Here is a 26025-nt window from a genome sequence, read left to right on the forward strand (position 1 = left end):
CTGATCACCGATGGACGGCAACGAGGATGCCCTCGACGTCCTGTCCGAGGAGGGGAGCACCGTGATGATCACCGATGCCAGCGTCGCCGAGCTGCCGTGCAGCGGCCGCACCGAGGGAACGGTCGTCGCCTGGTGAGCGGGCAGCAGGCATCGGGACGGACCCCCGTCATCGTCGTGATGGGGGTCTCCGGGTCCGGCAAGACGACCATCGGCGCCCTGGTGGCCGATGCCAAGTCGGTCCCGTTCGTGGATGCGGATGACCTCCATCCGGTCGAGAACGTGCGGAAGATGGCGGCGGGCACGCCGCTGGACGACGAGGACCGGGCTCCCTGGCTCGACATCGTGGGCCGGCGGCTGCAGGAGGCCGAGGAATCCGGCGAGGGCGTGGTCATGGCCTGCTCCGCCCTGCGCCGGTCCTACCGCGATCGCATCCGCAGCATCGCCCCGACCGCCGTGTTCCTGCACCTGCACGGCACGCTCGATGTCCTCACCGCGCGGATCGAGGGGCGCAGCGGGCATTTCATGCCGCCGTCGCTGCTGACCTCGCAGATGGACACGCTCGAGCCGCTGACCGACGACGAGGCCGGCTACGTGCTCGACATCGGCCAGACCGTCGATCAGATGATCGAGGAGGCCGTCCCGGCGCTGGAGAGCATCCGCGACGAGATGCCGCGCGGCTGATCCCGCTCCGGGGAGCCCGCCTCGGGCGGGCTCTCGCCTCAGCCGGCGTCCCGTCGTGCTCCCGGCGGGGCGTCGGAGCCGTCCTGGGCCGCGGCGACCTGCGCCTCCAGATCGGGGCGGGCGAGGGACCAGGCCTGCAGCGCGGTGATGCCGATCCCGCGCGGACCCGTGCGACGGGTGGTCCCGCGCACGAGCAGCAGCCGGGTGCCGAAGAGCACCGATCCGGAGAGCCGCTGGGCCTCGTCGAAGAACGCGCAGTCGGCGGTCCCGCTGCCGTCGTCGAGGCTGATGAAGACCACGCGGTTCCCGCCGCGCATGGGCGGGGTCATGGTGGACACGCGCACCCCGGCCACGAGCACCTCCGTCCGGGAGCGCAGCTCCAGCAGGTCCCCCGCCGCCGTGACGCCGAGGCGGCGCAGCAGCGGGGCATGGCTGTCGAGCAGATGCGCGCTGACGTCCAGGGCCATGTGGTCGAGCTCGGCGCGCACGGTCTGCTCGGTGCTGGGCCTCGGCAGCCCCGGTGCCAGGCCCCGCAGCTCCGGATCCCCCAGCGGCAGCTCGAGCTGGCCCCTGACCTCCCGACGCAGGGTCGGGGCCCTGGCATCGGCGCGCTGCCGCATGGCCTGGACCAGATCCGCCCGGTTGGCGGCGCTGCCGGAGCGCTCGAGCAGCTCGTCGAGCGCTCCCACCGCGGCCAGCCGCTCGAGCGAGCGCCGGGTGGGACGCGCGCGGGTCCGCAGATCGCCGAGCGTGGCGTAGGGCCGTCCCGCCGCGATGCGCTCCACCTCCGCGTCCGAGAGGCCGCTGATCTCGCGCAGGGACAGGCGGATGCCCAGGCGGGGCCGGCCCCGGGCGTCGAGCCCGGTCTCCGGGGGCAGCTCCTCCACGCGGTGCTGGCCATCGGAGCGGCTGACGTCCACCGGCAGCACCGGGATGCCCATGCGCCGTGCCTCCCCCACGAGCAGGCGCTTGGGGTACATGCCGGGGTCGTGCTCCCACACCGCCGCCAGGAAGGCCTCCGGGTGATGCGCCTTGAGCCACGCGGACTCGTAGGTGGGCACCGCGAAGGCCGCGCCGTGGGCCTTGCAGAAGCCGAACGAGCCGAAGGCCGAGAGGATCTCCCACACCTCGTCGAGCACCCGGGGCTTCCAGCCGCCGTGCTCGCGGGCCCGCGAGCGCACGAACTCCTCGACGGCCGGCTCCTCCGGTCCGCCGAGCTTGCGGCGCAGCTCGTCGGCGCGGGCCAGCCCGCAGCCGGTCAGGGTGTCCAGGATGCGCAGGATCTGCTCGTGGAAGACCGTGACCCCGTGGGTCTCGGCCAGGATCGGGTCCAGCCGGGGGTCGAGCGAGGGCACCGTGGCGAAGCCGTGGCGCTGATCCAGATAGGGTCGCACCATGTTGGACTGCATGGGCCCGGGGCGGAACAGGGAGATGTCCACGATCAGGTCCTCGAAGCTCTCCGGGGCCATCTTCCCGATCAGCTCGCGCTGGCCCGGGGACTCGATCTGGAAGCAGCCCAGGGTGTTCGTGGAGCGGATCAGCTCGAAGGTCGCGGGGTCATCGCGCGGCAGCGCCTCCAGGTCGATGCGCTCGGGCGCGTCGGGCTCGTCGTCCTGACGACGACGAGCGCGGATCAGCTCGATGCGCTGGATCTCGTCGAGCGCATAGGTCAGCGCGGACTGCATGCGCACGCCCAGCACATCGAGCTTGAGCATGCCCATGGGGTCCATGTCGTGCTTGTCGAACTGGCTCATGGGCAGCCCCAGCCCGGAGGCCTGCACGGGGGTGCGATCCAGCAGCGAGCGATCCCCCAGGATCACGCCGCACGGATGCATGGAGATATGGCGGGGCAGCCGGTCCAGGCGCTCGGCGACGTCCACGAGCAGATCCAGCTGCTTGTCCTGGGTCACCTGCTGGGCGAACTCGGCCAGCTCGGGCTTCTCCTCCAGCGCCTCCCGGAACGACGAGGCGGAGAAGCGCCACAGCTGCTTGGCGATCGTGTCCACCTGGGCCGGCTCCATCCCCAGCGCGAGCCCGGCATCGCGCACCGCCCCGCGAGCGCGGTAGGCGTTCTGCATGCTCATCAGCGAGACCCGCTGGGGGCCGAAGCGCTCGAAGATGCGGTCGTAGACCTCGTGGCGGCGGGCGGACTCCACGTCGATGTCGATGTCCGGCAGGGACGAGCGGTCCCGGGAGAGGAAGCGCTCGAAGAGCAGCCCGTGCTCCAGGGGATCCGGCTGGGAGACGCCCAGGAGGTGGTTGACCAGCGAGGAGACGCCCGAGCCGCGGGCGGCCCGACGCACCCCCATGGCCCCGATCATGTCCGAGACCTCGGCGACGGTGAGGAAGTAGGACGCGAAGCCCAGGTGCTCGATGATCCCCAGCTCGTGCTCCAGGCGCTCCCGCACCCTGGCCTCCTGCGCGGAGCCCGGCAGCGCCTGCGGGTAGCAGCGGGCCACGGCCGCCTGGCAGCGCTGGCGCAGCTCCCGGGGCGCCGGGGCGTCCAGGCCCAGCACCTCGGCCTCCGGCACCACCGGGCGCCCCCAGCCGCAGTCGGCCACGGCGTCCAGGCGGGTGAGGTCGGCGACCTCGGCGGTGCCGCCCAACAGCGCCTTCACGCCTGCCGTGCCCAGGTCGGCGCTGCGGGCGGCGTCGCGGGCCAGATCCTCCATCTGCGCGGCGGGCTTGAGCCAGGCCTGGCCGTTGGGCTGCAGGGATCCGCTGTTCGTCTCCCCCGCCGCCAGTCGCGCCAGCGGGGTCAGAGTGCGGGCGGCGTCCAGGACGTCAGCGGTCGCGGCATCGGCGGGGTCGAGGTAGCGCACGGCGTTGCTCAGCACGCAGCGCACGCCCGATTCGACGGCCATCCGCAGGGTCCGGGCGGCGTGCCCGGCGCTGCCCGCAGCGCCCGGCTCCGCCAGGTGATGCACGACCTCCAGGGCCAGGGCCTGCGGCGGCAGCAGCTGCTTCCACCGGGTCAGGGCCTGGCGGGCGCTGCGATAGCGACGAGCCGCCAGCAGTCTGCCCACGTCCGAATCCGGGCCGAGCAGCACGACCAGCCGGACGGGAGCTCCCGAGATCCCCGGGGCCGCTCGCTCCCGCAGCTGCTGACGACTGACACCGGGCAGGAAGGAGGCGCTCGGACCCGCCCCCAGCCGGGAAGGCCGCCCCGGGACGCTGCCCTCCTGGGACTGCAGCCGGTGCGCGTCCGAGATCAGCCGGCACAGCGCGGCATACCCCTCCCCCGGCTCCAGTCCGGCCCCGGCCCCTGCCGCCAGCACGACGACGCGATGGAAGCGCTCGCCGTCGGAGTCCCCCACCCGCAGATCGACGCCCAGGATCGGGTCCACTCCTGCCGCGCGGCAGGCGCCGAGATGCTTGACCGCGCCGTAGAGGCCGTCGCGATCCGTGCACCCCAGCGCATCGGCCCCGTCGGCTGCCGCCGCGGCCACGAGGGCCTCCGGACGGGCGACGCCGTAGTGCGCGCTGTAGGCAGTGCGCACATGCAGATGGGTGAAGGTCACCCCCGTATTCGAAACTATGTTCGAATCGGAGTCAACTCACCTCCGCCCAGGACGCCGCCGCGCTCAGGAGGCGGAGTCGAAGGCCCGCAGCCCCTCGATCCTCGCGCCCTCCCGCGGGGCGGGCTGGTGCGCCGGGGCGTCGCTGCGACGCAGCGGCAGGTCGATCACGCCGCCCCCGGATTCGGTGGTGGCTCGGAGCAGCCGCCAGCGACCGGTCTCCATGGAGTGCACGAGCTCCAGAGTGATCAGCGCCGAGCGGGGGCTCAGCCGCACCTGGACGCGCCACATCTCCTGATCCACCACCTCGGTGTCCCGCGGGGCGCGGTGGCCATCGACCCACCACGCTCGACGCCGATGCCAGCGCACCGGCTCCTCCGCCACGCTGTGCACGCGCCCCTCCCACAGCACCCGCACCGGCGCCCCCGATGCCCCGCACTCGACCTCCACGCCCTGCGTCAGCAGCCCCATGATGTCCTCCGCTCTTCCGCGTCTCGCCCGTCCCGATCCTCGTCCGATCGACACTGCGAAACTAGAAGAGATGTACGACAGCACAAGGGGAATATGACGTCCATGGGAACACCAGTTCCCATAGGCGTCATCCGCGGAGGAAGGGCGGCGGGGCAGAGTCAGGACGGGCGCCAGCAGGGCAGGGACATCAGCTGCGTGCCCTCCAGTGGGGGAAGACCGTCATCGAGCCCCCTGAGTCGGCTGTAGAGATCCTGCAGGGCGGCCCGGTTCGGCAGATGCTCGCCTCCGGCCGCGCGTTCGAGAACGGTGAGCGTCCCGATCAGCCGGATGCTGCCGACGCCTGGATTCTGAGCACGGAGTCGTTCGAGGCGTCGCGCCTCGGCAGCTGCGGCGCGACGGCCTCCGCCGTCGTCGATGAGAACGATGGCATCCGCCCCGGCCTCGGCGGCCAGTGCGGCGTGCGCGATGACCAGTGTCTCGCCGAGATCCTTCGAAGCTCGGAGACGTTCGGCTGCTGGGGTTCGGCCGATCCGCTCCACAGCCCTGGCGAGATCCGCCGTGAGGTCGTCGGAGAGGACCTCGAGCAGATGCTCGGGAATCTTGCGCAGGACAGTGGCTGCGGCTGCGAAGCGGCGGTCCTGGCCGGACCGACGCCGGATCTCGGACTCGACGGCCTCCGGGATGCTCAGCGGTCCCAGTGTCGCGAAGAGGAGGCGCTCCCGATGGACCGAGAAGAAGTTGAGGCCCGGCCCGGCATCCATGATCGGGCGCTGCATCACACAGGCCGGCTCTGAGCGGCGCCGGGCTCGTCGAGATCGCTCAGATCCACGGAGACAGGCGGCAGGTCTGCTGCAGCCATCTGCGGGGGTGCCGGCTCCAGCGGCGTGATGCCGGCTTCACGCAGCTCCTGCTCAGTGGTCTCCGTGCTGAGGCCCCGCAGGGACGCCAGCGTCTGCAGGGAGACGGCCCCCTCCGCGTAGCCGACCACGGCACGAGCCAGGAGGCGCTGCGGCGGACGGGGGCGGTCGGCGTCGGCCTGCAACGACTGGTACTGGCCCCTCCAGCCGAACAGGGTCGCGAGTTGCGGTGTGGAGCGGCTCATCCACTCGGCCTTGGTCGTGGCGTCGATGTACCCGCAGCCGTGGAGGGCGATCGCAGCGAGAGCCGGTGACACCAGGAAGCGCTGCACGACACGGGAGAGGTCCGCGGCGGCGAGTGCCCTCTGCTCCCCCAGCACCTCCCGGATGCCCTCCGCAGGGAGGAGCAGGTGGCGGGCGAAGGAATCGGCGCGGATCTCTGCAGAGGAGCGGGTGGAGAGATCTGTGCTGGCCGCCCAGTCTGCGAAGACGGCATGGGCCAGCTCGTGGGCCAGCGTGCTGCGCTGGCGCATGGGACGCCGAGTGCGTGCCACGCCGATGAAGGTGATGTCGCGCTCAGGGTCGTGGATGGTCAGGCCGTGCTCGTCAGCGCCGGCGTCCAGCACGGCGACGTCATGCCCCGTGGTCTGCTCGATGAGTGCCACGAGATCCCCGAGGGGGTGGAAGCCCAGGCTGTGCGTCCGACGGAAATCCTCCGCTTTCTCCCTGCCCTCCTGCTCGGCGCTCATGCCTGAGCTCGAGGCGTGGGCACAGGGATCCCCTGGTCATCGAGCTGAGCATCGAGCTCGACGAATCGCAGCAGCTGCTGGCGCATCCCCGTCATCTCCGCGCCGTTCGCAGAGCGAGCGGCGCACTGCACGCGCCGGGAAGCATCCGTTCCTGTCAGCTGGGAGATGGTGCTGCCGGTGGCCTCTGCGATGACCATGATCTCGGTCATCTTGGCCTCCCGCTTGCCAGAGACAATGCGGCTGAGCGTCGACTGCGAGATGCCGGTGCGGTCCTGCAATGCGCGCTGAGACAGGCCTGCCGCAGTGCGAGCCGCCTCGATCGCCGGTCCGATCTGGAGGGTGGACATGAGGACTCCTGAATCAGTTCGAGAAGATGATTCAGTCTACCGCTCACGCAGAGGCTTCACCAGGGATCGCGGGCGCCGTCTTCCTCCTGTCCCTGCAGTGCGCCCCGAAGGGGGGGCTCCCAGGACCTTCCACGGCCCGCCCCCGGATCATCCGCAACATGCACACCCTGTTCAAGTGGACGAGCTGATCCTGGGCGGCGGAGGAACCCTGAACTGGTCCATGGTCCGCGACGGGCTGCGCGATGAGATCAGCATCGTGATGATGCCGCTGGCCGACGACGAGATCAACGCGACCTCCCTGCTCGAGGCCAGCAGCGAGCGCTCGAGCCCCCTGCCGATCGGCTTCTCGCTCAAGGGAATCGAACCCCTGGACGACGGGAGCCTCTGGCTGCGCTGCGACGTGCAGGGACCGATCGGGCAGAGCTGAGCCCTGTTCGGCCCACATCACCAGATCATGCGAAGAAGTCCTCGTCGATCTCGATCACCTTGTAGGTCTCCTTGACCTGCACACCGACGCCGAAGCGGATCATCAAGCTCGTGAGGCGCTTGCCATCGATGAGGATGATGCGAGTCGGCACATTCTTGGCATAGGCGCGGGCGCCTTCGGAGAAGCGACTGCTCGTGATGAACACGCCGTTGTCGGCTTTGCCGCTCAGAGCTCCGACGAAGGCCTGAAGATCGGGGCGCCCGACGGTGTTGTCATCCCCGTAGCGCTTAGCCTGGATGTAAACGCGGTTCAGTCCCAGGATGTCTTGATCGATCACCCCATCGATGCCGCCGTCGCCCGTGAGCTGTGTGACGCTGCCGCGTCCGCTCGTGCCGCCGTACCCCATCGCAAGAAGCAGGTCGATCACTGCCTGTTCGAAGAAGCCGGGGTCCTTGTCCCTGAGCCGGGCGAGGAGCTCCATCGCAGTCTCCTCATGGATCCGCTCGATCCCGCTCTGCACCTGCTCGATCGGCGTCATGGATGACTCGTCAACGGCGTCAGTTCCGGCATCGGAGGATCTTGTGTTCTTTGCGCGCGCGACATATGGACGGATCAGTGAGTCCGGGTCCTCGCCCAGCGCGGCGATGTCTCGCCCTCTCGCTGCGTGAGGAAAACGCCCGAGGACTTCGCGGCCAGCCTCCGCGATCTGATAGTGGCCGCGCTCAGGGCGGGTGAGCGCACCGACGTTCGTCAGGAACGACACAGCCCATCCGATGCGATTCATGTACTTGGGCTGGTTTCCCGATGGCAGCATCTCCTCGCGCTGCGCCCCTGTCAGACCGATGTCGTCCGCGACCGGCGGATGCACTTCGCGCAGATGCCGGACAACTCCATCGTTCATGACCCTCAGCACTGGGATCATGAATCCTTCCCACGTGGGCATCTCGGTCATCGGGCAATACCCCCGGGGAATACCGCGAACTCGAAGCGCAACTCTGCATACGGCGCTCCTACGATGGTCGGTGCCATGCAGGGTCTCCGTTCTCGCAGCAATGCGATCGCAGGTCCGTTGATCTGATCCATCTTATCTGCGAGCCCGGCTCAGCCTCACACCCGCATCACGTCGGCCGCGTCTCCCAGAACGCCACCGCCGAAGCCGCGGCCACGTTCAGCGAGTCCACCCCGTGGGACATGGGGATCCGCACCGTGAGATCGGCGTGGTGGATGGCAGGTGCAGTGAGCCCGTGGCCCTCGGTGCCCAGCAGCAGGGCGAGCTTCTCCCCTGACTCCCGCACGCGGGTGCCGAGATCGTCGAGGGCCAGGGAGTCGTCCTCCAGCGCCATGGCGGCGGTGAGGAAGCCGGCGTCCTTGACCTGCTGCAGATCCGCCGTCCAGTGCTCCAGGCGCACCCACGGCACCTGGAACACGGTGCCCATCGACACCCGGATGGCGCGGCGGTACAGCGGATCGGCGCAGCGAGGGGTCACCAGCACGGCATCGACCTGCAGGGCCGCGGCCGAGCGGAAGATCGCGCCCAGATTGGTGTGATCGACCACGTCCTCGATGATCGCCACCCGTCGGGACGAGGCCAGGACAGCGGCCAGCGGCAGCGGCTCCGGACGCTGCATGGCCGCCAGCGCCCCGCGGTGCAGGTGGAAGCCGGTGACGCCCTCGAGCACCTCGTCCTCCCCCACGTAGAGGGGGACGTCGGGGTTCTCGTCGAGCACATCGGCCAGGTCGAGCACCCACTTGCGGGACATGAAGAACGACCGCGGCCGATGCCCCGCGGCCAGGGCACGGCGCAGCACCTTGGAGGACTCCGCCAGGTACATCCCGCGCTCGGGCTCGAGCTTGCGCCGCAGGGACACGTCGGTCAGCGACGTGTAGTCGGCCACCCGGGGGTCGTCGGCATCGGTCAGCGGCACGACCTGCGGGAAGCGCTCGGCGAGCTCGTGGACGGAAGGGGCGCAGTGGTTGCTCACAGCAGCTGCCTCACCATGTTGGCCAGGGCGGCCAGCCCCAGGATGACGATCACCGTGCGCAGGGCCACCGGCGAGAGCCTGCGACCCACCTTGGCGCCGAGCCACGAGCCGACCGACGACGAGACCGCGATCAGCACCACGACCCACCAGTCGATGCGCTCGAAGGAGAAGAGGATGTAGGACACGGCGGCCACGATGTTCACCGCGGCCACCAGGAAGATCTTCACGGCATTGGCCGACTGCATCGACGCCAGCAGGAACACGCCCAGGATCCCCAGCAGCAGCACGCCCTGCGCCGCCACGAAGTAGCCGCCGTAGATGCCCGCGACGAACACCAGCACGTAGAGGATCGACGGCTGCGGCAGGGCGTCGGGGTCCAGGGGCGCCGGCTGCTCGCCGCGAGCCCGGGCGGCCTCGGCGAGCCCCTGCGCCTGGGCCTCCTTGCGGGCGCGCACGATGCCCTGCAGCTTCGGCTGGAAGACCACGAAGAACAGGGCGACGACGATCAGCACCGGCGCCACGTAGGAGAAGACCTCCTCGGGCAGGACCATGAGCAGGCCCGCGCCGATCGCGCCGCCCGCCACGGAGCACGGCAGCAGCCGCAGCAGCGTCCCGCGCAGCCCGCGCAGCTCGGCGCGGTAGTTCCAGGCCCCGGTGAGATTGCCCGCGATCAGGCCCATGGCGTTCGACATCGTCGCCGTCACGGGCGGCACGCCCATCGTGACCAGCACGGGGAACGTCACCAGCGTGCCGGAGCCCACGATCGTGTTGATCAGACCGGCCCACAGGCCGGCCACGAGGATCAGCCCCGCCTGCCACCAGGTGAACTCGAAGGACTCGAGCAGCCCGGCCATCCACTCCACTGCCGGGACCGGGTCAGTCGCGGCGGAATGCGGCGAAGCGATCGCCCACGCGCACGAGCTTCAGCGGCATGCCGAAGGTCTCCGAGAGGTTGGACTGCGTCATGACCTCGCCCACGGGGCCGGCGGCGACCACGCGGCCCTCGCTGAGCAGCAGGGCGTGGGTGAAGTTCGGGGGCACCTCCTCGAGGTGATGCGTCACCATCACCACGGCGGGCGCCAGCTCGGAGGCGGCCAGCTCGTCCAGGCGCGTGACCAGGTCCTCGCGCCCGGCGACATCGAGGCCGGAGGCGGGCTCGTCGAGCAGCAGCATCTCGGGGTCCGTCATCAGGGCGCGCGCGATCAGCACGCGCTTCTTCTCCCCGGAGGACAGCGAGCCGAACTTCCGATCGGCCAGGCCCTGCAGGTTCCAGTCGGCCAGCAGCTGGGCGGCGCGGTCGGTGTCGGCCTCGTCGTAGCGCTCGCGCCAGCGTCCGGACACGCCGTAGGCGGCGGTCAGCACGACGTCGGCCACGGGCTCCCCGCCGGGGATCTGCTCCGCGAGGTGCGAGGAGGTCAGACCGATGCGCGGGCGCAGCTCGAACACGTCGACGCGGCCCAGGGTCTCGTCGAGGATCTCGACCGTCCCGCGGGTGGGGTGCTGCCGCGCGGAGGCCAGGGAGAGCAGGGTGGACTTGCCGGCCCCGTTGGGGCCCAGGACCACCCAGCGCTCGCTGTCCTGCACGGTCCAGCTGACCTGCTCCAGCAGGTTCTTCCCGCTGCGGACGAGATCGACATCGGTCATCGACAGGGCTGCGCTCATGGAGGCCACTCTAACCCCCGCGCGGGGGCGGGCTCCGGCGACGGGCGGGCCCGGCCGATGACCGATCCCGAGCCGTCGGGGGCTAGACTCGCGGCCATGACCGAGCAACTCGCCCTGATCGCCCTGGCCCGGACCCCTCACCCGGAGACCGTCCAGCAGATCATGGAGTCGATCGAAGAGGCCGGGGCGACCATCGAGTCCCACGGCCGCGTCCGCGTGACCCCGAACGCCTCGGGCGGCGGCTCCTCCGATGCCGAGCTCAACGGCTACAACGCCGCCTACGCCCAGTTCACCGGACTGTCGCTCGAGCGGGCCCGCGAGATCGCGCGCCCCGATCCCCTGTCCACCCCGTGGGACGACCTCGACGTGAGCGTCGTGCCGGCGGCGATCATGGATCCGGACCAGCGCAAGCTCCTCGTCATGGACGCGGACTCGACCTTCCTCCAGCAGGAGGCCATCGACCTGCTGGCCGCCAGGGCCGGGGTCCAGGACCAGGTCGCGCAGCTCACCGATCGCGCCATGTCCGGGGAGATCGACTTCGCCTCCTCCCTGCGCGAGCGGGCCGCCCTGCTCGAGGGGCTGCCCGACACCGTGCTCGGAGAGGTCGCCCAGGAGCTGCGCCCCACGGTGGGCGCCGGCGTCCTGGTCGACACCTTCCACCGCGCGGAGTACACGGTGGGCGTCGTCTCCGGCGGCTTCCGCCAGGTGATCGAGCCCCTGATGGCCAAGCACGAGATCGACCACTACCTGGCCAACGAGCTGGAGGTCGTCGACGGGCGGCTCACCGGCCGCGTCGTCGGCCCGATCGTGGACGCGTCGGTCAAGGCCTCGATGCTGCGCTCCTGGGCGAAGGACGACGGCGTCTCCCCCGAGCAGACGATCGCCGTGGGCGACGGCGCCAACGACATCCAGCTGCTCGAGGCCGCGGCCGTCGGCATCGCGTTCAACGCCAAGCCCGTGCTGCGCCGAGCGGCCGATGCCCAGGTCAACATCCCGAACCTGGACGCGGTGCGCTTCTTCGCCGATCTCTGATCCGCGCCTGCACCGGGGTGCAGGTGGGTGCAGACACGACGGCGGCGCCGGGGCCTGTGAGCTCCGGCGCCGCCGTCGTCGTCCCTGCCGGCCGCGGTCCGGCCGGCGGAGGGATCAGCTGCCGCTCTGCGCCAGGAAGTCCTCGGCGCCGCCGACGAGCTCGACGTGGCCGGTCGGGACGTCGGCGGTGACCATGCGAGCGATCTCGGCGGCGAACTCCTGGACCGAGTACAGCCTGCCGGCCGCCTCGCGCCGCTGGTCGAGGGCACCCGGGCGGGCGCGGTTGAGCAGCGTCGCGGTGACGGTGCCCTCGATCATGTCGGCCGAGACGACCACGAAGCCGATGCCCTTCTCGGTGAGCATGGGGATGCGCTCGGTCAGCGCGTCCTCGCCGGCGCGCTTGGACAGCGCGACCTGCTCGTACTCGGGCATGGTCTCGACCTCGCGGATGAAGTGCGCCTGGTGGCTCGTCACGAACACCACCCGGCCGCCCTCGGGCAGCACCTCGGCGGCGGCCTCCAGGGCGCGGACCTGCGCGTCGCGGTTGAGCTTCATCGCGTAGTCCTCGCCGAGGTCCGACTCCATGCCGCCGGAGGCGTTGAGGATCACGACGTCGACCGAGCCGAAGCTCTCCTGAGCGGCCTCGAGCAGGGGGCGGATGCCGTCGTCGTCGGTGAGGTCGGCGCCCACCGCCACGGCGTGCCCGCCGGCCTCCTCGATCTGCTGCACGACCTTGTTCGCCCGCGGGGCCTTCTGCCGGTAGTTGACGACGACGTTCGCGCCCTCGCCTGCGAGGATCCTTGCGGTGTCGGCTCCGACGCCGCGCGAGGAGCCGGTGATGACGACGGTCTTGTCTGCCACTGAGTCCATGCTGATCTCCTGTGCGTTCGCTGCTGGTGGTGCTGGATGGCAGGCGGCGCCGCGCCCGGGGCGTCGCGCCGCCTGCGGTCAGGGAGCGAGCCGGAGGCTCACAGCCCCATGCCGAAGCCGCCGTCGACCGGGATGACCGCCCCGTTGATGTAGGCGGCCCCGGGAGCGGTGGCCAGCCAGCGCACGACCTCGGCGACCTCCTCGGGCTCGCCGAAGCGCCCGGCCGGGATGCGCTCGGCATAGGAGGCGGAGACGTCCTCGGGCAGCTCGGCGGTCATGTCGGTGCTGATGTAGCCGGGCGCCACGACGTTGGCGGTGATGCTGCGGCTGCCGAGCTCGCGGGTGATGGAGCGCGCGACGCCCTGCAGGCCGGCCTTGGAGGCGGCGTAGTTGACCTGCCCGGGAGCACCGGTGTATCCGACGATCGACGAGATGAAGACGATGCGCCCGGCCTTCTTCCGGAGGAACCCGCGCACGGCCCGCTTGGAGACCCGGAAGGCGCCGGTCAGGTTGGTGTTCACGACGTCGGCGAAGTCGTCCTCGCTCATGCGCATCAGGAGGGTGTCCTGCGTGATGCCAGCATTGGCCACGACGACGTCGACGGGGCCCCACGTCTTCTCGACCTCGGTGAACGCGGCGTCCACGGACTCGGCGTCCGAGACGTCGCAGCGCACGGCGTCGACGCCGGCAGGCGCATCCCCGGAGCGGTAGGTCACGACGACCTGGTCCCCCTGGTCGCGGAAGGCCTGGGCGATGCTGCGTCCGATGCCGCGGTTGCCGCCGGTCACCAGGACCACGCGCGGGGACTGCGGATCCTGCGTCTGAGCTGTCATGGGGGTGTGGCTGCCTTTCGATGCGGGGAGCGGCGCCGTGCTCGACGCCGGGTCCGTGTCCGGCGGCGGGCGCTGAGCGGGCCGCCGTCGGACGGGGTGCGGCCCGGATGCGACCGCGGAGTCTGCCGTCACCCTACCGGCCCCCGCGGACCGCTCCGTGGTGGAGCCCCTGACAGAATCGAGGGCGAGCGTTGTGCCGATCCGCGAGGCCGCGGCGTCTCCTGCCCGACACCCCGCAGCGGGTGCACAATGGAGGGATGCTGCGGCGCTCGCCGACCAGGACGGGCCACGGCCGCCGGCGGTGCGGGCAATGCAGGGCGCGCGGCGGCGCGTCGCGGACAGCGGAAGGAGGCGAGCATGGCACCCCGGTACCTCAACGCCTCGGACCTGCCCGCCGTCCGGGTCTCGGCCGAGGGCGCCCGCCCGCGCCAGCGCGCCGTCGAGGTCTCCCGCGGCCAGGCGTCCCGCAGGGGCCGCGGGAGCAAGGGCGGTCCCTCGTACTCCATCACCTCGACTCCCGAGGCGCATTCGGCGGACATGGGCCGGCGCATGGTCGTCTACGGGATCCAGATGCTGCTGCGCGTGATCTGCCTGGTGGCCTTCGTGCTCGTGGACCATTGGATCCTGCGCATCGTCTGCGGGGCGGGGATCGTCCTGCTCCCGTGGTCGGCCGTGCTGCTGGCCAATGTCGGCGCGGACCGCTCGGAGCGCGCGTCGTCCTACCTGGGGCCCGAGACCGCCGAGCCGCCTGCGGCGCTGAGCGCCGCTCCCGTCGCCGCGGACCAGGACTTCGAGGGCGAGTACGTCGACGAGTCCGGCCGCCCGCTCGGCCCCGGCTCCGCCGCCGGCGGAGCGACGGGCGCGGCGGCCGACGGGATGCGGGACAATGGGGACGACCCCCGCGGCGGCTGACGACCGCGCCGCCCCCGCTGCACCACGACCAGGAGCCCTCTGCCCTATGTCCTTCGATCTGCTCGGCTCGCTCTCCGACGACCCCCGGGAGCCCCGCGAGGCCGCTGCGGCGGCGGATCAGGACGGCACCGCGCCACAGTGCTCGCGCCGCGGCTGCCGGGAGGCCGCCGTGTGGGCGCTGCAGTGGAACAACCCCCGCCTCCACACCCCGCAGCGGCGCAAGGTGTGGGCGGCCTGCTCCGAGCACCGCGAGCACCTGGCGCAGTTCCTGCGCGCTCGCGGGTTCCTCCGGGACATCACCCCCCTGGCCGAGGCCGCGGACGAGGCCGTCGAGAAGGACGACGACGCCCGATGAGGCGATTCCTGCAGACCTACTCCTTCCTGCTCACCGGCCGCTGGATCGGCTGGTTCGCGCTGTGCTGCGTGGGCGCGCTGCTGTGCCTCTACCTGGGCAACTGGCAGTTCGGCCGCGCCGAGCAGATCGAGCACGGCAATCAGCTGATCGTCGAGAACCACGACGCCGACCCGTACACCGGCCAGGAGGCCGTGCAGGCCTTCACGGACTTCGACGGGTCGCAGCAGTGGCACCCCGCCGAGCTCACGGGCGAGTACGTCGAGGACGGCACCGTGCTGGCGCGCAACCGGACCTCGAGCGGGCAGATCGGCTACGAGGTGCTCGTGCCCCTGCGCACCGATCAGGGCCCCACGATCCTCATCAGCCGCGGCTGGATCCCCACCTCCGACGCCGGGGACGGCAGCGCCTCGGAGGTCCCCGCTCCCCCGGCCGGCGACGTGACGGTCACCGCCCGCGTGCAGCCCGGGGAGGGCACCGCCGATCGCAGCGCCCCGGAGGGGCAGGTGGCCTCGATCCACCTCCCCGATGTCGAGGAGGCCTCGGGCCAGGACCTGGTCGACGGCGCCTACGGGCAGATGCACGCCGAGCAGCCCCCGGCCCAGGACGCGCCCGCGCCCTTCATGCAGCCGGATCTGGACCACGGCCCTCAGCTGTCCTACTCCATGCAGTGGACGGCCTTCGCGGTGCTCGTGTTCGTGGCCTACGCCTACTCGGCCCGGCAGAAGGTGCGCAACGACGCCTGGGACCGCGAGTACGCCGCACGGATCGAGGCGGAGCTCGCGCAGTACTACGACGCCGACGGCACCTTCGTCGGCGTGGGCGACGGGCGGACCGAGGAGGACCTGATCCGCCAGCTCGAGATGGTCGACGACATGCCCGCCCACCTGCGCGATCTCACCCGGCCCAAGCGCCGCGGCCGCCGCTTCGGCTCGCAGGACGCCGCGGAGGAGGACGCTGCCCTGGAGGCGCCGCGGCGCTGAGCCCCGAGGGCATCGGGGCGCCCTGCTCGGGGCGCCCGCCCGCAGGCCGGGCGAGCGACGGCTGGAAGCTCAGGCCAGCGTGATGAGGTCCTGGTACTCCTGCGACCAGTGATCCTCGATGCCGTCGGGCAGCATCACGACGCGCTCCGGGTTCAGCGCCTCGACGGCGCCCTCGTCGTGCGAGACCAGCACCACGGCGCCCTCGTAGCGGCGCAGCGCGGCGAGGATCTCCTCGCGCGAAGCGGGGTCGAGGTTGTTCGTGGGCTCGTCGAGCAGCAGCACGTTGGCCGAGGACGCCACGAGCGTGGCCAGGGCCAGACGCGTCTTCTCGCCGCCGGAGAGCACGCCGGCGGGCTTGTCGACGTCGTCGCCCTGGAACAGGAACGAGCCCAGGACCGTGCGCGCCTGGGTGTCGGTGAGATCGGGGGCCGCGGACTTCATGTTCTGCAGGACCGTGCGGTCCTGGTCCAGGGTGTCGTGCTCCTGGGCGAAGTAGCCGAGCTTGAGGCCGTGGCCCGGCTCGACCTGCCCGAAATCGGGCTCGGCCTCCCCCGCGAGCATGCGCAGCAGCGTCGTCTTGCCCGCGCCGTTCAGGCCCAGGATGACCACGCGCGAGCCGCGGTCGATGGCCAGGTCGACGTCGTTGAAGATCTCGAGGGAGCCGTAGGACTTGGACAGGCCGGAGGCCCGCAGCGGGGTCTTGCCGCACGGGGCCGGGGCCGGGAAGCGGATCGCGGCGACCTTGTCCTGGACGCGCTCGCCCTCGACGCCGGCCATGAGCCGCTCGGCGCGCTTGATCATCTGCTGCGCGGCGACCGCCTTGGTGGCCTTGGCGCGCATCTTCTCGCCCTGGGCCATCAGCGCCGCGGCCTTCTTCTCCGCGTTGGCGTACTCGCGCTTGCGGCGGTGCTCGTCCTGCTCGCGCTGCTGCTTGTAGCGCTTCCAGTCCATGTTGTAGACGTCGACGACGGCCCGGTTGGCATCGAGGTAGAGGACCTTGTTGACGACCATCTCCATGAGCTCCACGTCGTGGGAGATCACCAGCACGCCGCCGGAGTAGCTGCGCAGGAACTCCCGCAGCCACGCCACGGAGTCGGCGTCGAGGTGGTTGGTGGGCTCGTCGAGCAGCATCGTGTCGGCGTCCGCGAAGAGGATGCGGGCCAGCTCCACGCGCCGGCGCTGGCCGCCCGAGAGCGTGCGCAGCGGCTGGGCGAGCACGCGGTCCGGCAGGTCCAGGTTCGCGGTGATGGTCGCGGCCTCGGACTCCGCCGCGTAGCCGCCGCCGGCCTGGAACTCCGACTCGAGCCGCGGGTAGCGCTTCATGGCCCTGTCCCGCACGGCCTCGTCCTCCGAGGCCATCTCCTCCTCGGCCCTGCGCATGCGGGCGATGACCTCGGCCAGGCCGCGGGCGGAGAAGATCCGATCGCGGGCCAGCTGCTCCATGTCCTCGACCTTGGGGTCCTGGGGGAGGTAGCCGATGGTCCCGCTGCGGGACACGGTGCCCCCGGCGGGGATCCCCTCCCCGGCGAGCACCCGGGTCATGGTGGTCTTGCCGGCGCCGTTGCGTCCCACGAGGCCGACCTTGTCGCCCTTCTGCACCCGGAAGTCCACGCCGTCCATCAGCAGCCGGGCACCGGCACGCAGTTCGAGGTTCGACACGGTGATCACGTCAGGCACGGCCTTTCCACGGGGCGGCCGCCGTCGGACGGACGGCGGAACCGATGCAGTCTAGCGGCGACCGGCGGCAGGCGCTGTCAGCTGTGCCACTGCCTGAGCCCCGTCGAGACGGCGCATTCCGCGGCCTCGACACCCGCGTCCGGGCCGCCCCGCGGGCTCGGCGCACCTCTAGAATCGGGGCGGCCGGTCCGGAGACCTCGTTCGACGGCCTCCCCACACCCCCAGCGAAGGCGATCAGCGATGAACAGCGAGCAGAGCCGGCCGGGCGCCGAGGGCGCCCAGGCATCTCCGAACCCGCAGCGGGCCGTGCGCGGCTCCCATATCGCGGCCTCGGAGCCGGCCCTGGCCCAGCACCCGGATGCCCCCGAGCTCGATGTCCGCCCGGTCGAGGCGGATGCCGCCGGCGGCGTGTGGCGGGACGCGATGGGCCGCGCGGCGGGACGATCGGCGCAGATCCTGATCATCGGGGCCCTGGCGGCGGCCTTCGTCTGGCTGATGATCACGATCCAGCTGGCGGTCATCGCCGCGCTCGTGGCGCTGATCCTGGCCACGACCGTCGGCCCTGTGGTCAATGCCCTCGTCCGCCGGGGGCTGCCGCGCTGGGCGGGATCGGCCATCGTGTTCGTGGCGCTGATCCTGGTCGTGTCGGCGATCATCTCGGCGGTCACCGCGACCGTCATGGCCGAGTGGGACGAGCTCTCCCAGCAGGCGGCCCAGGGCATGGGCGACGTCGAGTCGATGCTGACCGACCCCTCGATCCCGATCGACTCCCAGCTGCTGACGGATCTGATGTCCTCGGCGGGCTCGATGCTCTCGTCGCAGGCCTTCGTCTCGACCCTGTTCTCGAGCTTCGGCACCGCGGGCAGCGTGCTGACCGGTCTCATCCTGATGCTCGTGATGCTGTTCTTCTTCCTGAAGGACGGCCCCAAGATGTGGAACTTCCTGCTGCGCTGGTTCCACGGCGAGGTCCGCGCCCGGATGGCCGAGACCGGGGACCGCACCGCGGAGGTCCTCGGCGGCTACGTCCGGGGCATCGTGATCGTGGCGACGGTCGATGCGACGCTCATCGGGCTCGGTCTGTGGGTCATCGGCGTCCCGCTGGCGCTCCCGCTGGCCGTGCTGTGCTTCCTGTCGGCCTTCATCCCGATCGTGGGACCGTTCATCTCCGGGCTGTTCGCCGCGCTGGTGGCGCTGGTGACCCTGGGCCTGCCCCAGGCGCTGGCCGTCGCCGCGCTGACCATCGTGGTCAACAACGTCGACGGCAACCTCCTGCAGCCGCTGATCGTGGGCAAGTCGCTGAGCCTGCACCCCCTGATCGTCCTCACGGCGCTGACCGTCGGCGGGCTCGTGGGCGGCATCGTCGGCACGATCCTGGCGACCCCGCTGACCGCGGTGGCCTGGTCCGTGATCCAGATCTGGAGCGACCGGTACCAGTCCGGCGAGGATCCCGTGCTCGGCCGGGACCCGGTGGACCCGGAGACCTCCGCGGCCCGGCGAGCCACCCTGGCCGAGCGCTGGCGCTACCAGGCCATGCGCCTGCAGCCGATCCGCCACGGCTCCCGCGGCGCGACGGCCACGGATGCCGCCACGGGCCAGCTCCTCCCCGCCGCCGAGCCCCCGGCCGAGCCGCTCGAGGACCCGGTCTCCGAATGGCCCGTCCACCAGCCCGACGGCGGGACGCCCCGGGCCGATGCGCGCTCCGCGCAGTTCGGCGACCTGGGCGCCGAGGCACCGTGGATCGCCTCCGATCCGGCCCAGGACGGTCCCGCGCCGGACGGAACGGACCGCAGCGGCTCCGCGTAGGACGATCCGGTGCCGCGGTCGGCTGTTCGATGCGGATCCGTCCGGAGATCCGTGCGCCAGGCGCGACGCGCCGAGCGGCTCCCGCCCAACGGGCGCGGCGTCTGCACAGAGCTGGCCTAAGGTGCCTCCATGCCTTCCTCGCCTCAGGTCTCCCACCAGGACGACTCCTCCTCCCCCGCTTCCCGCTCCGCCGAGTCCCGGTCCGCTGCCCGGCCCGACACCGCAGGCGCAGCCCCCGGGGGCTCCGCGGCGCCCCCCGGCGGGCGGGCCAGAGGATCCCGCGGCGGGGCCGGCACGGACCTCGGGCTGATCGCGGTGTTCGCCGCCTTCACCGCGGTCGCCGCCGTGCTCCCGGCGATCCCGGTGGGGCCCGTGGCGGTGCCGATCACCCTGCAGACCCTGGCCGTCTACCTCACCGGGCTCGTGCTCGGCGGCCGGCGCGGCTTCCTGGCCGTGCTGCTCTACGTGGTCGTCGGCCTCGTCGGGCTGCCCATCTTCTCCGGCTTCCGCGGCGGGCCCGCCGTGCTGGCCGGGCCCTCGGCCGGTTACATCCTCAGCTTCCCGATCGCCGCCCTGTGCTGCGGTCTGCTCGCCTACGCCCTGCTGCGCCGCGGCGCACGGGGCGGCCGGGTCGCGCTGGGCCTGGCCGGGGCCGCCGTGCTCGGCGGATTCACCATCACCCGGCTGCTCGGCATCCCCGGGATGATGCTCAACGCCGGGCTCCCCCTCCGGGACGCCTTCCTGGCCGATCTGATCTACTGGCCCGGCGATCTGATCAAGGTCGCGCTCGCCGCCGTGATCGCGGCGGCCGTCCACCGGGCCTTCCCCCGGCTCGCCGCCCGCCGGTGACGCCGCGGACTCCTTCTGGAGATCGACGGGGACCGCCCGGCCCGGCCGAGATCGAGCTGCAGGACGTCGTCGTCGAGGTCCCCGGCCCGGTCGGCGCCGCGGAACAGCTGCGGCTGCTGGGGCCGATCACCGCACGGCTGACCGAGCGGCGCATCGCGGTCATCGGCCTCAACGGCTCCGGCAAGTCCACGCTGCTCCGGGTGCTCAACGGCCTCGCCGAGGTCGCATCGGGCACGGCCCGCGTCCACGGCGTCGACGCGGTGCAGGACGTGCGCGCGGCCCGCCAGGTCGTCGGCTTCCTGTTCTCCGATCCCGCCGCGCAGCTGCTCATGCCCACGCCCCAGGAGGACGTCGAGCTGTCGCTGCGCGCGGCCGGGTATCCCGCGGCTCAGCGGGAGCGGACGGCCCGGGAGCTGCTCGAGGACGCCGGACTCGGCCACCGCCGTCATCACTCGATCCACGACCTGTCCGGCGGGGAGCGCCAGATCACGGCGCTCACGGCGGTGCTCGCCGTCCAGCCGCGCGTGCTCGCGCTGGACGAGCCGACCACGCTGCTCGACCTGCGGCACCGCAATGCGCTGATCCAGCACCTGGATCGGCTGCCGCAGCAGCAGATCATCTCGACGCACGACCTCGAGCTCGCCGCAACGGCCGATCGCGCGCTGCTCATCCACGCCGGGCGGGTGGTCGCGGACGGGCCCTCCGCCGAGGTCGTCGCGCGCTATCGCCGCGGCTGCGCCGCCGACGGGGACCTGACCCGGTGAGCCGCTCGCGCCGGGAGCTCTTCGGCTTCCACCGGCCGGCCGACACCCCGGTCCACCGCGCTCCCCTGGCCCTCAAGGCGGCCGGGATCGCGATCGTCTCGGCGCTGCTGATGATCCCGTTCCCGTGGCTGCTCGGACTGCTGGGCGTGCAGGCCCCCGCGGCCGCCTGGGCCGTGCCCGCCGGCTGCCTCGTGCTGGTCCTGGCCGCGGCGCTGGCCGCGCGGATCGGGCCGCGCGGCTGGTGGCACAGCATCCGCCCGGCCGCCTGGATCCTGGCGCTGCTGGGCGCCTACCACCTGCTGCTGAGGCGGGACCCGGCCATGGCCGCGGAGGTCCTGCTGACCGTCGTGACCGCCCTGCTGGCCACGCGCGTCCTGCTCGAGACCACGCCGCTGCCGGAGCTGCTCGACGGTCTCGTGCGGCTGCTGTCGCCGCTGCGGCGGGTGGGCGTGGATCCGCAGCGCATCGGACTGGCCATCCAGATCATGCTGCGCACCATCCCGTTCCTGACCGGGGTGGTCGACGACCTGCGCGATGCCGCTGCAGCCCGCGGCGTGCGCCTCGGACCCGTGGCGCTGGCCTCTCCCCTGGTGATCTCGGCGGTGGCGCACGGCCAGCGCACGGGGGAGGCGGTCGCGGCGCGCGGGCTCGACTCCCCTCCGGACCGCATCCGGCGGACCGGGGCCCGGCGTGACCCCGGGCACGGTCGATAGACTGGCCCGCGAGCACCAGCAGTCGAGAGATCAGGAGATCGTCGTGAAGTTCCTCTGCCGCATGCAGGTCCACTTCCCCGAGTCCATGTCGCCCGAGGAGGTCGCCGAGAAGCAGGCCCAGGAGAAGGAGTACTCGCAGGGCCTCCAGAAGGCCGGCGAGTTCGAGGCCATCTACCGCGTGGTCGGCCAGTACGCCAACATCTCGATCTTCGAGGTCGAGTCCAACGAGCGCCTGCACGAGATCCTCTCGGGCTTCCCGATGTACGCCTACATGGACATCGAGACCACTGCCCTGTGCCGCCACCCGAACTCGATCCGCTGAGGTCGAGCTGACGGCTCCCTGAGGCGCTCCGGGCCCTCGGCTCACCGATGCCTCCCGGATGCCCCGCGAGCACGACGACGGCGCCCCCGCCGCTTCCGGTCATCGACCGAGAGCGGCGGGGGCGCCGTCGCCCGTTCCGAGCGGGCCGGGACGCGCTGTCAGGGACGGCTCAGATGTTGAAGCCCAGGGCCCGCATCTGATCGCGGCCGTCCTCCGTGATGCGCTCCATGCCCCACGGCGGCATCCACACCCAGTTGACGTGCCACTCGTCGACGAGCGGGCCGATGTTCTGCTCGACCTGCTCCTCGATGACGTCCTGCAGTGGGCAGGCCGCCGTGGTCAGCGTCATGTCGAGCTTGAGGGCCCCGTCCTCCATGTAGGAGGCGCCGTAGAGCAGGCCCAGGTCGACGATGTTCACGCCGAGCTCGGGGTCGATGACGTTCTTCAGGGCGTCCTCGACCTCTTCGATCGTCGGTGCGCCTGCGGGCACCTGGCCCGCGGCGGCGGTCGTGTCGGTCATCGCTTGCTCCTCGTCAGGATCGGGTGATCATCGGGCGGCGGTGACGTACTTGTCGTAGCCCTCGGCCTCGAGCTGCTCGGCCAGCTCCGGGCCGCCCTCCTCCACCACGCGGCCGTCGGCGAAGACGTGGACGTGATCCGGGGCGATGTAGCGCAGGATGCGCGTGTAGTGGGTGATCAGCATGACGCCCATGCCGTTGGCCGCCTTGGCGCGGTTCACGCCCTCGGAGACGACCTTGAGCGCGTCGATGTCCAGGCCGGAGTCGGTCTCGTCGAGCAGGGCCATCTTGGGCTTGAGCAGCTCGAGCTGCATGATCTCCATGCGCTTCTTCTCGCCGCCCGAGAAGCCCTCGTTGACATTGCGCTGGATCATCTGCGGATCCATCTTCAGCTGCTCGGCCGCGGACTTGACGTCCTTGGTCCACGTGCGCAGCGAGGGCGCCTCGCCGTCGACCGCGGTCTTGGCCGAGCGGAGGAAGTTCGAGGTGGTCACGCCCGGGATCTCGACCGGGTACTGCATGGCCAGGAAGAGCCCGGCGCGGGCGCGCTCGTCCACGGACATCTCCAGCACGGACTCGCCGTCCAGCAGGACGTCGCCCGAGTCCACGCGGAACTTGGGGTGCCCGGCGATGGTCGAGGCGAGGGTGGACTTGCCGGAGCCGTTGGGGCCCATGATCGCGTGCACCTCATCGGAGGCGATGGTGAGGTTCACGCCCTTGAGGATCTGCTTGCTGTTCTCGTCGTCGAGCAGGACCGATGCGTGCAGGTCCTTGATCTCCAGAGTGCTCAAAAGTCTCTCCTGACAGGTGAAGTGTGTGGTGCCGCGTGCGGCAGGTGGGTCCGCCGAGGGCGGGGGCCGATCGGATCAGGCGCCCTGCTCGACGTTGGCCAGCTCGGTCTCCACGACCTCGCGCAGGCGCTCCTCGATGCCCTCGTCCTCGATCTGCTGCAGGATCTCGAACAGGAAGCCGCGCACCACCAGGGCGCGGGCCTCGCGCTCCGGGATGCCGCGCGACATCAGGTAGTAGAGGTGCTCCGCATCCAGCTGGCCCGTGGTCGAGGCGTGGCCCGCCCCGGCGATCACGCCGGTCTCGATCTCCAGGTTGGGGATCGAGTCCATGCGGGGGCCGTCGTTGAGGATCAGGTTGCGGTTGAGCTCGTAGGTGTCGGTGGCCTCGGCGGCCGGGCGGATCAGCACGTCGCCGACCCACACCCCGTGAGCCCCCTCGCCCTGCAGCGCGGACTTGTAGGTCACGCGCGAGCGGCAGCTGGGCTGCGAGTGGTCTACGAACAGGCGGGACTCGAGGTGCTGGCCGTCGTCCACGAACGTCAGGCCGAACATCTCGACGTCAGCGCCCGGAGCGCGGAAGCGCACGGACGGGGTCACGCGGACGGTCTCGCCGCCCAGCGAGACGACGACGTGCTTGAAGCTCGAGTCGCGGCCCAGGGACACGTGCTGCGCGGACGCGTGCACGCTGCCCTCGTCGTCCCACTCCTGCAGCGAGACCACGGTGACGTTCGCCGAATCGGCGATCGCGAACTCGACGTTCTGCGACACGACCGCGCTGCCGCGGTGGCGCAGCACGATGCGGGCCTTCGAGAACGCCTGCGCCTCGACGATGATGTGCGAGGCGGCCGGGTCGGAGCTCGAGCCCTGGATGTCCACCAGCACGGTGTCCTCGAGCTCGACCTCCTGGGGCACCGTCACGACGGTGGCCTCCTGGAAGTGGGCCCAGGCATTGGCCGCCAGCCGGTCCTCCGGGATGCCGGCCGAGCCCACGCGGGCGTCGTCGCGGCCCACGGTCTCGACCCGCACGCGGTCCGAGCCGGAGACCGACACGGCCGGGGCGGGGCCCGTCAGGGCGTCGCTGTGCAGGCCCTTGAGGCGCTTGAGCGGGGTGAACCGGAAGTCCTCCTCGCGGCCGGTGAGCTCCGGGAAGTCGGCCAGGTCGTAGGACGCCTGCCGATCCGCGCGGGAGACCCCGGCGATCTTCTGGCCCTTGACCGAGCCGTCCTCCTGGGAGGCGGAGACCCCCATGGCCTCCTCCTCGGAGTCGACCAGATCGGTGGCGAGCTTCTCGCCCTCCTGGGTCATGCCGGGGATCGCCAGGCGCGCCTCGTCGGTGCGGACGCCGTCGACCAGGTCCTCCTCGGGGACGGTCGTGCCGGGTGCTTCGACGGTGCTGGACTGATCAGCCAACGGAACCCTCCATCTGCAGTTCGATCAGGCGGTTGAGCTCGAGCGCGTACTCCATGGGCAGCTCGCGTGCGATCGGCTCGACGAAGCCGCGCACGATCATGGCCATGGCCTCCTCCTCGGGCAGGCCGCGCTGCATGAGGTAGAACAGCTGCTCCTCGGACACGCGCGAGACGGTCGCCTCGTGGCCCATCGAGACGTCGTCCTCGCGGATGTCGACGTAGGGGTACGTGTCCGAGCGCGACACGGTGTCCACGAGCAGGGCGTCGCACACCACGTTCGACTTGGCGTGGTGGGCGCCCTCGCGGACCTGGACCAGGCCGCGGTAGGCGGAGCGCCCGCCGTTGCGGGCCACCGACTTGGACACGATCGACGACGAGGTGTGCGGGGCGACGTGCACCATCTTGGAGCCGGTGTCCTGGTGCTGGCCCTCGCCCGCGAAGGCGATGGACAGGGTCTCGCCGCGGGCGTGCTCGCCGGTCATGTAGACCGCCGGGTACTTCTGCGTGACCTTGGAGCCGATGTTGCCGTCGACCCACTCCATGGTGGCGCCCTCGTGGGCGATCGCGCGCTTGGTCACCAGGTTGTAGACGTTGTTCGACCAGTTCTGGATGGTCGTGTAGCGCACGCGGGCGTTCTTCTTGGCGACGATCTCGACGACGGCCGAGTGCAGCGAGTCCGTCTTGTAGATCGGCGCGGTGCAGCCCTCGATGTAGTGGACGTAGGAGTCCTCGTCGGCGATGATCAGCGTCCGCTCGAACTGGCCCATGTTCTCCGTGTTGATGCGGAAGTAGGCCTGCAGCGGGATGTCCACGTGGACGCCCTTGGGGACGTAGACGAACGAGCCGCCGGACCACACCGCGGTGTTCAGCGCGCCGAACTTGTTGTCGCCCACGGGGATGACCGTGCCGAAGTACTCCTCGAAGAACTCGGGGTGCTCGCGCAGGGCGGTGTCGGTGTCCATGAAGATGACGCCCTGCTCCTCCAGGTCCTCGCGGATCTGGTGGTACACGACCTCGGACTCGTACTGGGCGGCCACGCCGGCCACCAGGCGGGAGCGCTCGGCCTCGGGGATGCCGAGCTTCTCGTAGGTGTCGCGGATCTCCTCGGGCAGCTCCTCCCAGGAGCCGGCCTGCTGCTCGGAGGCGCGCACGAAGTACTTGATGTTCTCGAAGTCGATGCCCGAGAGGTCCGCGCCCCACGTCGGCATCGGCTTGCGCTCGAAGAACTTCAGCGCCTTGAGACGCATGTTGAGCATCCACTCGGGCTCGTCCTTGCGCGCGGAGATGTCGCGCACGACGTCCTCGTCGATGCCGCGGCGCGCCGAGGCTCCGGCGACGTCCTTGTCGGCCCAGCCGTACTCGTACGTGCCGATGCCCTCGAGCTCCGGGTTCTTCTCCAGGATGTCGGAGATGACGGTGTCGTTGGCTTGTGTCACATCTGTCACGACGGCCTCCTCTGGTGGTTCTGCGATCGGCTCGGGCCCTCGGCCGGTCGACCGCGTC

Annotated in this window: 28 protein-coding genes; 12 read left to right on the forward strand and 16 right to left on the reverse strand. The window is 71.3% G+C overall.

The window, feature by feature from the left end; all coding sequences use genetic code 11:
* The first annotated feature begins 10 nt into the window (after nucleotides 1-10).
* Nucleotides 11-136, forward strand: coding sequence for a hypothetical protein (locus FSY66_RS12850; RefSeq protein ID WP_260853521.1), 126 nt, complete (start codon nucleotides 11-13; stop codon nucleotides 134-136).
* Entirely contained in the window at nucleotides 133-681 is a 549-nt protein-coding gene (locus tag FSY66_RS06235) for a gluconokinase (protein WP_260853522.1), read from the forward strand. The genes FSY66_RS12850 and FSY66_RS06235 overlap by 4 nt, the downstream gene beginning before the upstream one ends.
* A gap of 38 nt (nucleotides 682-719) precedes the next feature.
* Here the strand turns inward: FSY66_RS06235 and FSY66_RS06240 are convergent, their stop codons facing one another.
* The 5 genes from FSY66_RS06240 to FSY66_RS06260 form a co-directional block, all read right to left on the reverse strand.
* Nucleotides 720-4202: a DNA polymerase III subunit alpha gene (locus tag FSY66_RS06240; RefSeq protein ID WP_144792356.1), complete on the reverse strand. Its 3483-nt coding sequence runs from the start codon at nucleotides 4200-4202 to the stop codon at nucleotides 720-722.
* A gap of 63 nt (nucleotides 4203-4265) precedes the next feature.
* On the reverse strand, nucleotides 4266-4670 hold the full coding sequence (locus FSY66_RS06245; protein WP_260853523.1) for a hypothetical protein: 405 nt from the start codon (nucleotides 4668-4670) through the stop codon (nucleotides 4266-4268).
* Between the two features lie 158 nt (nucleotides 4671-4828).
* Complete coding sequence (locus tag FSY66_RS06250; RefSeq protein ID WP_260853525.1) at nucleotides 4829-5446, reverse strand: PIN domain-containing protein; 618 nt, start codon at nucleotides 5444-5446, stop codon at nucleotides 4829-4831.
* Entirely contained in the window at nucleotides 5446-6276 is an 831-nt protein-coding gene (locus FSY66_RS06255; protein ID WP_144792360.1) for an ImmA/IrrE family metallo-endopeptidase, read from the reverse strand. The genes FSY66_RS06250 and FSY66_RS06255 overlap by 1 nt, the downstream gene beginning before the upstream one ends.
* A complete protein-coding gene (locus FSY66_RS06260) occupies nucleotides 6273-6623 on the reverse strand; it encodes a helix-turn-helix domain-containing protein (RefSeq protein WP_144792362.1) in 351 nt (116 codons plus the stop codon). The genes FSY66_RS06255 and FSY66_RS06260 overlap by 4 nt, the downstream gene beginning before the upstream one ends.
* Before the next feature lie 175 nt (nucleotides 6624-6798).
* On the opposite strand from FSY66_RS06260, the gene FSY66_RS12555 reads away from it, so the two are divergent.
* Complete coding sequence (locus tag FSY66_RS12555) at nucleotides 6799-7050, forward strand: dihydrofolate reductase family protein (protein ID WP_186304463.1); 252 nt, start codon at nucleotides 6799-6801, stop codon at nucleotides 7048-7050.
* A 25-nt stretch (nucleotides 7051-7075) separates the two neighbouring features.
* On the opposite strand, the gene FSY66_RS06270 is transcribed toward FSY66_RS12555, so the two are convergent.
* The 4 genes from FSY66_RS06270 to FSY66_RS06285 form a co-directional block, all read right to left on the reverse strand.
* Entirely contained in the window at nucleotides 7076-7972 is an 897-nt protein-coding gene (locus tag FSY66_RS06270) for a restriction endonuclease (protein ID WP_260853526.1), read from the reverse strand.
* Between the two features lie 196 nt (nucleotides 7973-8168).
* Nucleotides 8169-8975, reverse strand: a complete 807-nt coding sequence (locus tag FSY66_RS06275; RefSeq protein ID WP_144792546.1) for a TrmH family RNA methyltransferase — start codon at nucleotides 8973-8975, stop codon at nucleotides 8169-8171.
* Between the two features lie 53 nt (nucleotides 8976-9028).
* Nucleotides 9029-9886: a sulfite exporter TauE/SafE family protein gene (locus FSY66_RS06280; protein WP_144792368.1), complete on the reverse strand. Its 858-nt coding sequence runs from the start codon at nucleotides 9884-9886 to the stop codon at nucleotides 9029-9031.
* Between the two features lie 22 nt (nucleotides 9887-9908).
* Nucleotides 9909-10694, reverse strand: coding sequence for an ABC transporter ATP-binding protein (locus tag FSY66_RS06285; protein WP_144792370.1), 786 nt, complete (start codon nucleotides 10692-10694; stop codon nucleotides 9909-9911).
* 96 nt (nucleotides 10695-10790) lie between these two features.
* Between FSY66_RS06285 and serB the strand changes: the two genes are divergently transcribed.
* Entirely contained in the window at nucleotides 10791-11726 is a 936-nt protein-coding gene (gene serB / locus FSY66_RS06290) for a phosphoserine phosphatase SerB (RefSeq protein WP_144792372.1), read from the forward strand.
* A 114-nt stretch (nucleotides 11727-11840) separates the two neighbouring features.
* On the opposite strand, the gene FSY66_RS06295 is transcribed toward serB, so the two are convergent.
* Both FSY66_RS06295 and fabG read right to left on the reverse strand, forming a co-directional pair.
* A complete protein-coding gene (locus tag FSY66_RS06295) occupies nucleotides 11841-12596 on the reverse strand; it encodes an SDR family oxidoreductase (RefSeq protein WP_144792374.1) in 756 nt (251 codons plus the stop codon).
* A 98-nt stretch (nucleotides 12597-12694) separates the two neighbouring features.
* The gene (gene fabG, locus FSY66_RS06300; protein ID WP_144792376.1) at nucleotides 12695-13429 is read right to left on the reverse strand and encodes a beta-ketoacyl-ACP reductase; all 735 of its coding nucleotides are present in this window, start codon (nucleotides 13427-13429) and stop codon (nucleotides 12695-12697) included.
* Nucleotides 13430-13786: 357 nt separating this feature from the next.
* Between fabG and FSY66_RS06305 the strand changes: the two genes are divergently transcribed.
* From FSY66_RS06305 to FSY66_RS06315, 3 genes are read left to right on the forward strand one after another with little or no spacing between them, the layout of a single operon-like run.
* Nucleotides 13787-14341 (forward strand): DUF3099 domain-containing protein, encoded by a 555-nt coding sequence (locus FSY66_RS06305; RefSeq protein ID WP_186304465.1) that lies wholly within the window; start codon nucleotides 13787-13789, stop codon nucleotides 14339-14341.
* A 46-nt stretch (nucleotides 14342-14387) separates the two neighbouring features.
* Nucleotides 14388-14696 (forward strand): hypothetical protein, encoded by a 309-nt coding sequence (locus FSY66_RS06310; protein WP_144792380.1) that lies wholly within the window; start codon nucleotides 14388-14390, stop codon nucleotides 14694-14696.
* Complete coding sequence (locus tag FSY66_RS06315) at nucleotides 14693-15676, forward strand: SURF1 family cytochrome oxidase biogenesis protein (protein ID WP_144792383.1); 984 nt, start codon at nucleotides 14693-14695, stop codon at nucleotides 15674-15676. Before FSY66_RS06310 ends, FSY66_RS06315 begins: the two co-directional genes overlap by 4 nt.
* A 69-nt stretch (nucleotides 15677-15745) precedes the next feature.
* Here FSY66_RS06315 and FSY66_RS06320 read toward each other — a convergent pair whose 3' ends face one another.
* Nucleotides 15746-17344 (reverse strand): ABC-F family ATP-binding cassette domain-containing protein, encoded by a 1599-nt coding sequence (locus FSY66_RS06320; RefSeq protein WP_144792548.1) that lies wholly within the window; start codon nucleotides 17342-17344, stop codon nucleotides 15746-15748.
* A gap of 249 nt (nucleotides 17345-17593) precedes the next feature.
* Here FSY66_RS06320 and FSY66_RS06325 point away from each other — a divergent pair, with 249 nt between their 5' ends.
* The 5 genes from FSY66_RS06325 (at nucleotide 17594) to FSY66_RS06345 (ending at nucleotide 21804) form a co-directional block, all read left to right on the forward strand.
* A complete protein-coding gene (locus tag FSY66_RS06325; RefSeq protein ID WP_260853528.1) occupies nucleotides 17594-19156 on the forward strand; it encodes an AI-2E family transporter in 1563 nt (520 codons plus the stop codon).
* Nucleotides 19157-19285: 129 nt separating this feature from the next.
* Nucleotides 19286-20005 (forward strand): biotin transporter BioY, encoded by a 720-nt coding sequence (locus FSY66_RS06330; RefSeq protein ID WP_144792385.1) that lies wholly within the window; start codon nucleotides 19286-19288, stop codon nucleotides 20003-20005.
* Nucleotides 20002-20769 (forward strand): energy-coupling factor ABC transporter ATP-binding protein, encoded by a 768-nt coding sequence (locus tag FSY66_RS06335; protein ID WP_260853530.1) that lies wholly within the window; start codon nucleotides 20002-20004, stop codon nucleotides 20767-20769. Before FSY66_RS06330 ends, FSY66_RS06335 begins: the two co-directional genes overlap by 4 nt.
* The gene (locus FSY66_RS06340) at nucleotides 20766-21482 is read left to right on the forward strand and encodes an energy-coupling factor transporter transmembrane component T family protein (RefSeq protein ID WP_144792387.1); all 717 of its coding nucleotides are present in this window, start codon (nucleotides 20766-20768) and stop codon (nucleotides 21480-21482) included. The genes FSY66_RS06335 and FSY66_RS06340 overlap by 4 nt, the downstream gene beginning before the upstream one ends.
* Nucleotides 21460-21804, forward strand: coding sequence for a muconolactone Delta-isomerase family protein (locus tag FSY66_RS06345; protein WP_260853531.1), 345 nt, complete (start codon nucleotides 21460-21462; stop codon nucleotides 21802-21804). The genes FSY66_RS06340 and FSY66_RS06345 overlap by 23 nt, the downstream gene beginning before the upstream one ends.
* 169 nt (nucleotides 21805-21973) lie before the next feature.
* Here FSY66_RS06345 and FSY66_RS06350 read toward each other — a convergent pair whose 3' ends face one another.
* The 4 genes from FSY66_RS06350 to sufB all read right to left on the reverse strand — a co-directional run bounded on the left by FSY66_RS06350 (nucleotide 21974) and on the right by sufB (nucleotide 25967).
* Nucleotides 21974-22324 carry a metal-sulfur cluster assembly factor gene (locus FSY66_RS06350; protein ID WP_144792389.1) on the reverse strand — a complete coding sequence of 117 codons (351 nt, stop codon included), beginning with the start codon at nucleotides 22322-22324 and terminating at the stop codon, nucleotides 21974-21976.
* A gap of 27 nt (nucleotides 22325-22351) precedes the next feature.
* Nucleotides 22352-23113, reverse strand: a complete 762-nt coding sequence (gene sufC, locus FSY66_RS06355; protein WP_144792405.1) for a Fe-S cluster assembly ATPase SufC — start codon at nucleotides 23111-23113, stop codon at nucleotides 22352-22354.
* Between the two features lie 75 nt (nucleotides 23114-23188).
* On the reverse strand, nucleotides 23189-24418 hold the full coding sequence (gene sufD, locus FSY66_RS06360; protein WP_144792561.1) for a Fe-S cluster assembly protein SufD: 1230 nt from the start codon (nucleotides 24416-24418) through the stop codon (nucleotides 23189-23191).
* Between the two features lie 97 nt (nucleotides 24419-24515).
* Nucleotides 24516-25967, reverse strand: a complete 1452-nt coding sequence (gene sufB / locus FSY66_RS06365) for a Fe-S cluster assembly protein SufB (RefSeq protein WP_144792407.1) — start codon at nucleotides 25965-25967, stop codon at nucleotides 24516-24518.
* Nucleotides 25968-26025: the final 58 nt, after the last annotated feature.

This window comes from Kocuria palustris (assembly GCF_007666205.1).
Taxonomy (GTDB): domain Bacteria; phylum Actinomycetota; class Actinomycetes; order Actinomycetales; family Micrococcaceae; genus Kocuria; species Kocuria palustris_A.

Coding starts and splice junctions, on each gene's coding strand:
- FSY66_RS12850 (WP_260853521.1), top strand. CDS start 11: ATGGACGGCAACGAGGATGCCCTCGACGTCCTGTCCGAGGAGGGGAGC.
- FSY66_RS06245 (WP_260853523.1), bottom strand. CDS start 4,670: ATGGGGCTGCTGACGCAGGGCGTGGAGGTCGAGTGCGGGGCATCGGGG.
- FSY66_RS06250 (WP_260853525.1), bottom strand. CDS start 5,446: ATGCAGCGCCCGATCATGGATGCCGGGCCGGGCCTCAACTTCTTCTCG.
- FSY66_RS06255 (WP_144792360.1), bottom strand. CDS start 6,276: ATGAGCGCCGAGCAGGAGGGCAGGGAGAAAGCGGAGGATTTCCGTCGG.
- FSY66_RS06260 (WP_144792362.1), bottom strand. CDS start 6,623: ATGTCCACCCTCCAGATCGGACCGGCGATCGAGGCGGCTCGCACTGCG.
- FSY66_RS06270 (WP_260853526.1), bottom strand. CDS start 7,972: ATGATCCCAGTGCTGAGGGTCATGAACGATGGAGTTGTCCGGCATCTG.
- FSY66_RS06280 (WP_144792368.1), bottom strand. CDS start 9,886: ATGGCCGGGCTGCTCGAGTCCTTCGAGTTCACCTGGTGGCAGGCGGGG.
- FSY66_RS06285 (WP_144792370.1), bottom strand. CDS start 10,694: ATGAGCGCAGCCCTGTCGATGACCGATGTCGATCTCGTCCGCAGCGGG.
- serB (WP_144792372.1), top strand. CDS start 10,791: ATGACCGAGCAACTCGCCCTGATCGCCCTGGCCCGGACCCCTCACCCG.
- FSY66_RS06295 (WP_144792374.1), bottom strand. CDS start 12,596: ATGGACTCAGTGGCAGACAAGACCGTCGTCATCACCGGCTCCTCGCGC.
- fabG (WP_144792376.1), bottom strand. CDS start 13,429: ATGACAGCTCAGACGCAGGATCCGCAGTCCCCGCGCGTGGTCCTGGTG.
- FSY66_RS06305 (WP_186304465.1), top strand. CDS start 13,787: ATGGCACCCCGGTACCTCAACGCCTCGGACCTGCCCGCCGTCCGGGTC.
- FSY66_RS06310 (WP_144792380.1), top strand. CDS start 14,388: ATGTCCTTCGATCTGCTCGGCTCGCTCTCCGACGACCCCCGGGAGCCC.
- FSY66_RS06315 (WP_144792383.1), top strand. CDS start 14,693: ATGAGGCGATTCCTGCAGACCTACTCCTTCCTGCTCACCGGCCGCTGG.
- FSY66_RS06325 (WP_260853528.1), top strand. CDS start 17,594: ATGAACAGCGAGCAGAGCCGGCCGGGCGCCGAGGGCGCCCAGGCATCT.
- FSY66_RS06330 (WP_144792385.1), top strand. CDS start 19,286: ATGCCTTCCTCGCCTCAGGTCTCCCACCAGGACGACTCCTCCTCCCCC.
- FSY66_RS06350 (WP_144792389.1), bottom strand. CDS start 22,324: ATGACCGACACGACCGCCGCCGCGGGCCAGGTGCCCGCAGGCGCACCG.
- sufD (WP_144792561.1), bottom strand. CDS start 24,418: ATGACCCAGGAGGGCGAGAAGCTCGCCACCGATCTGGTCGACTCCGAG.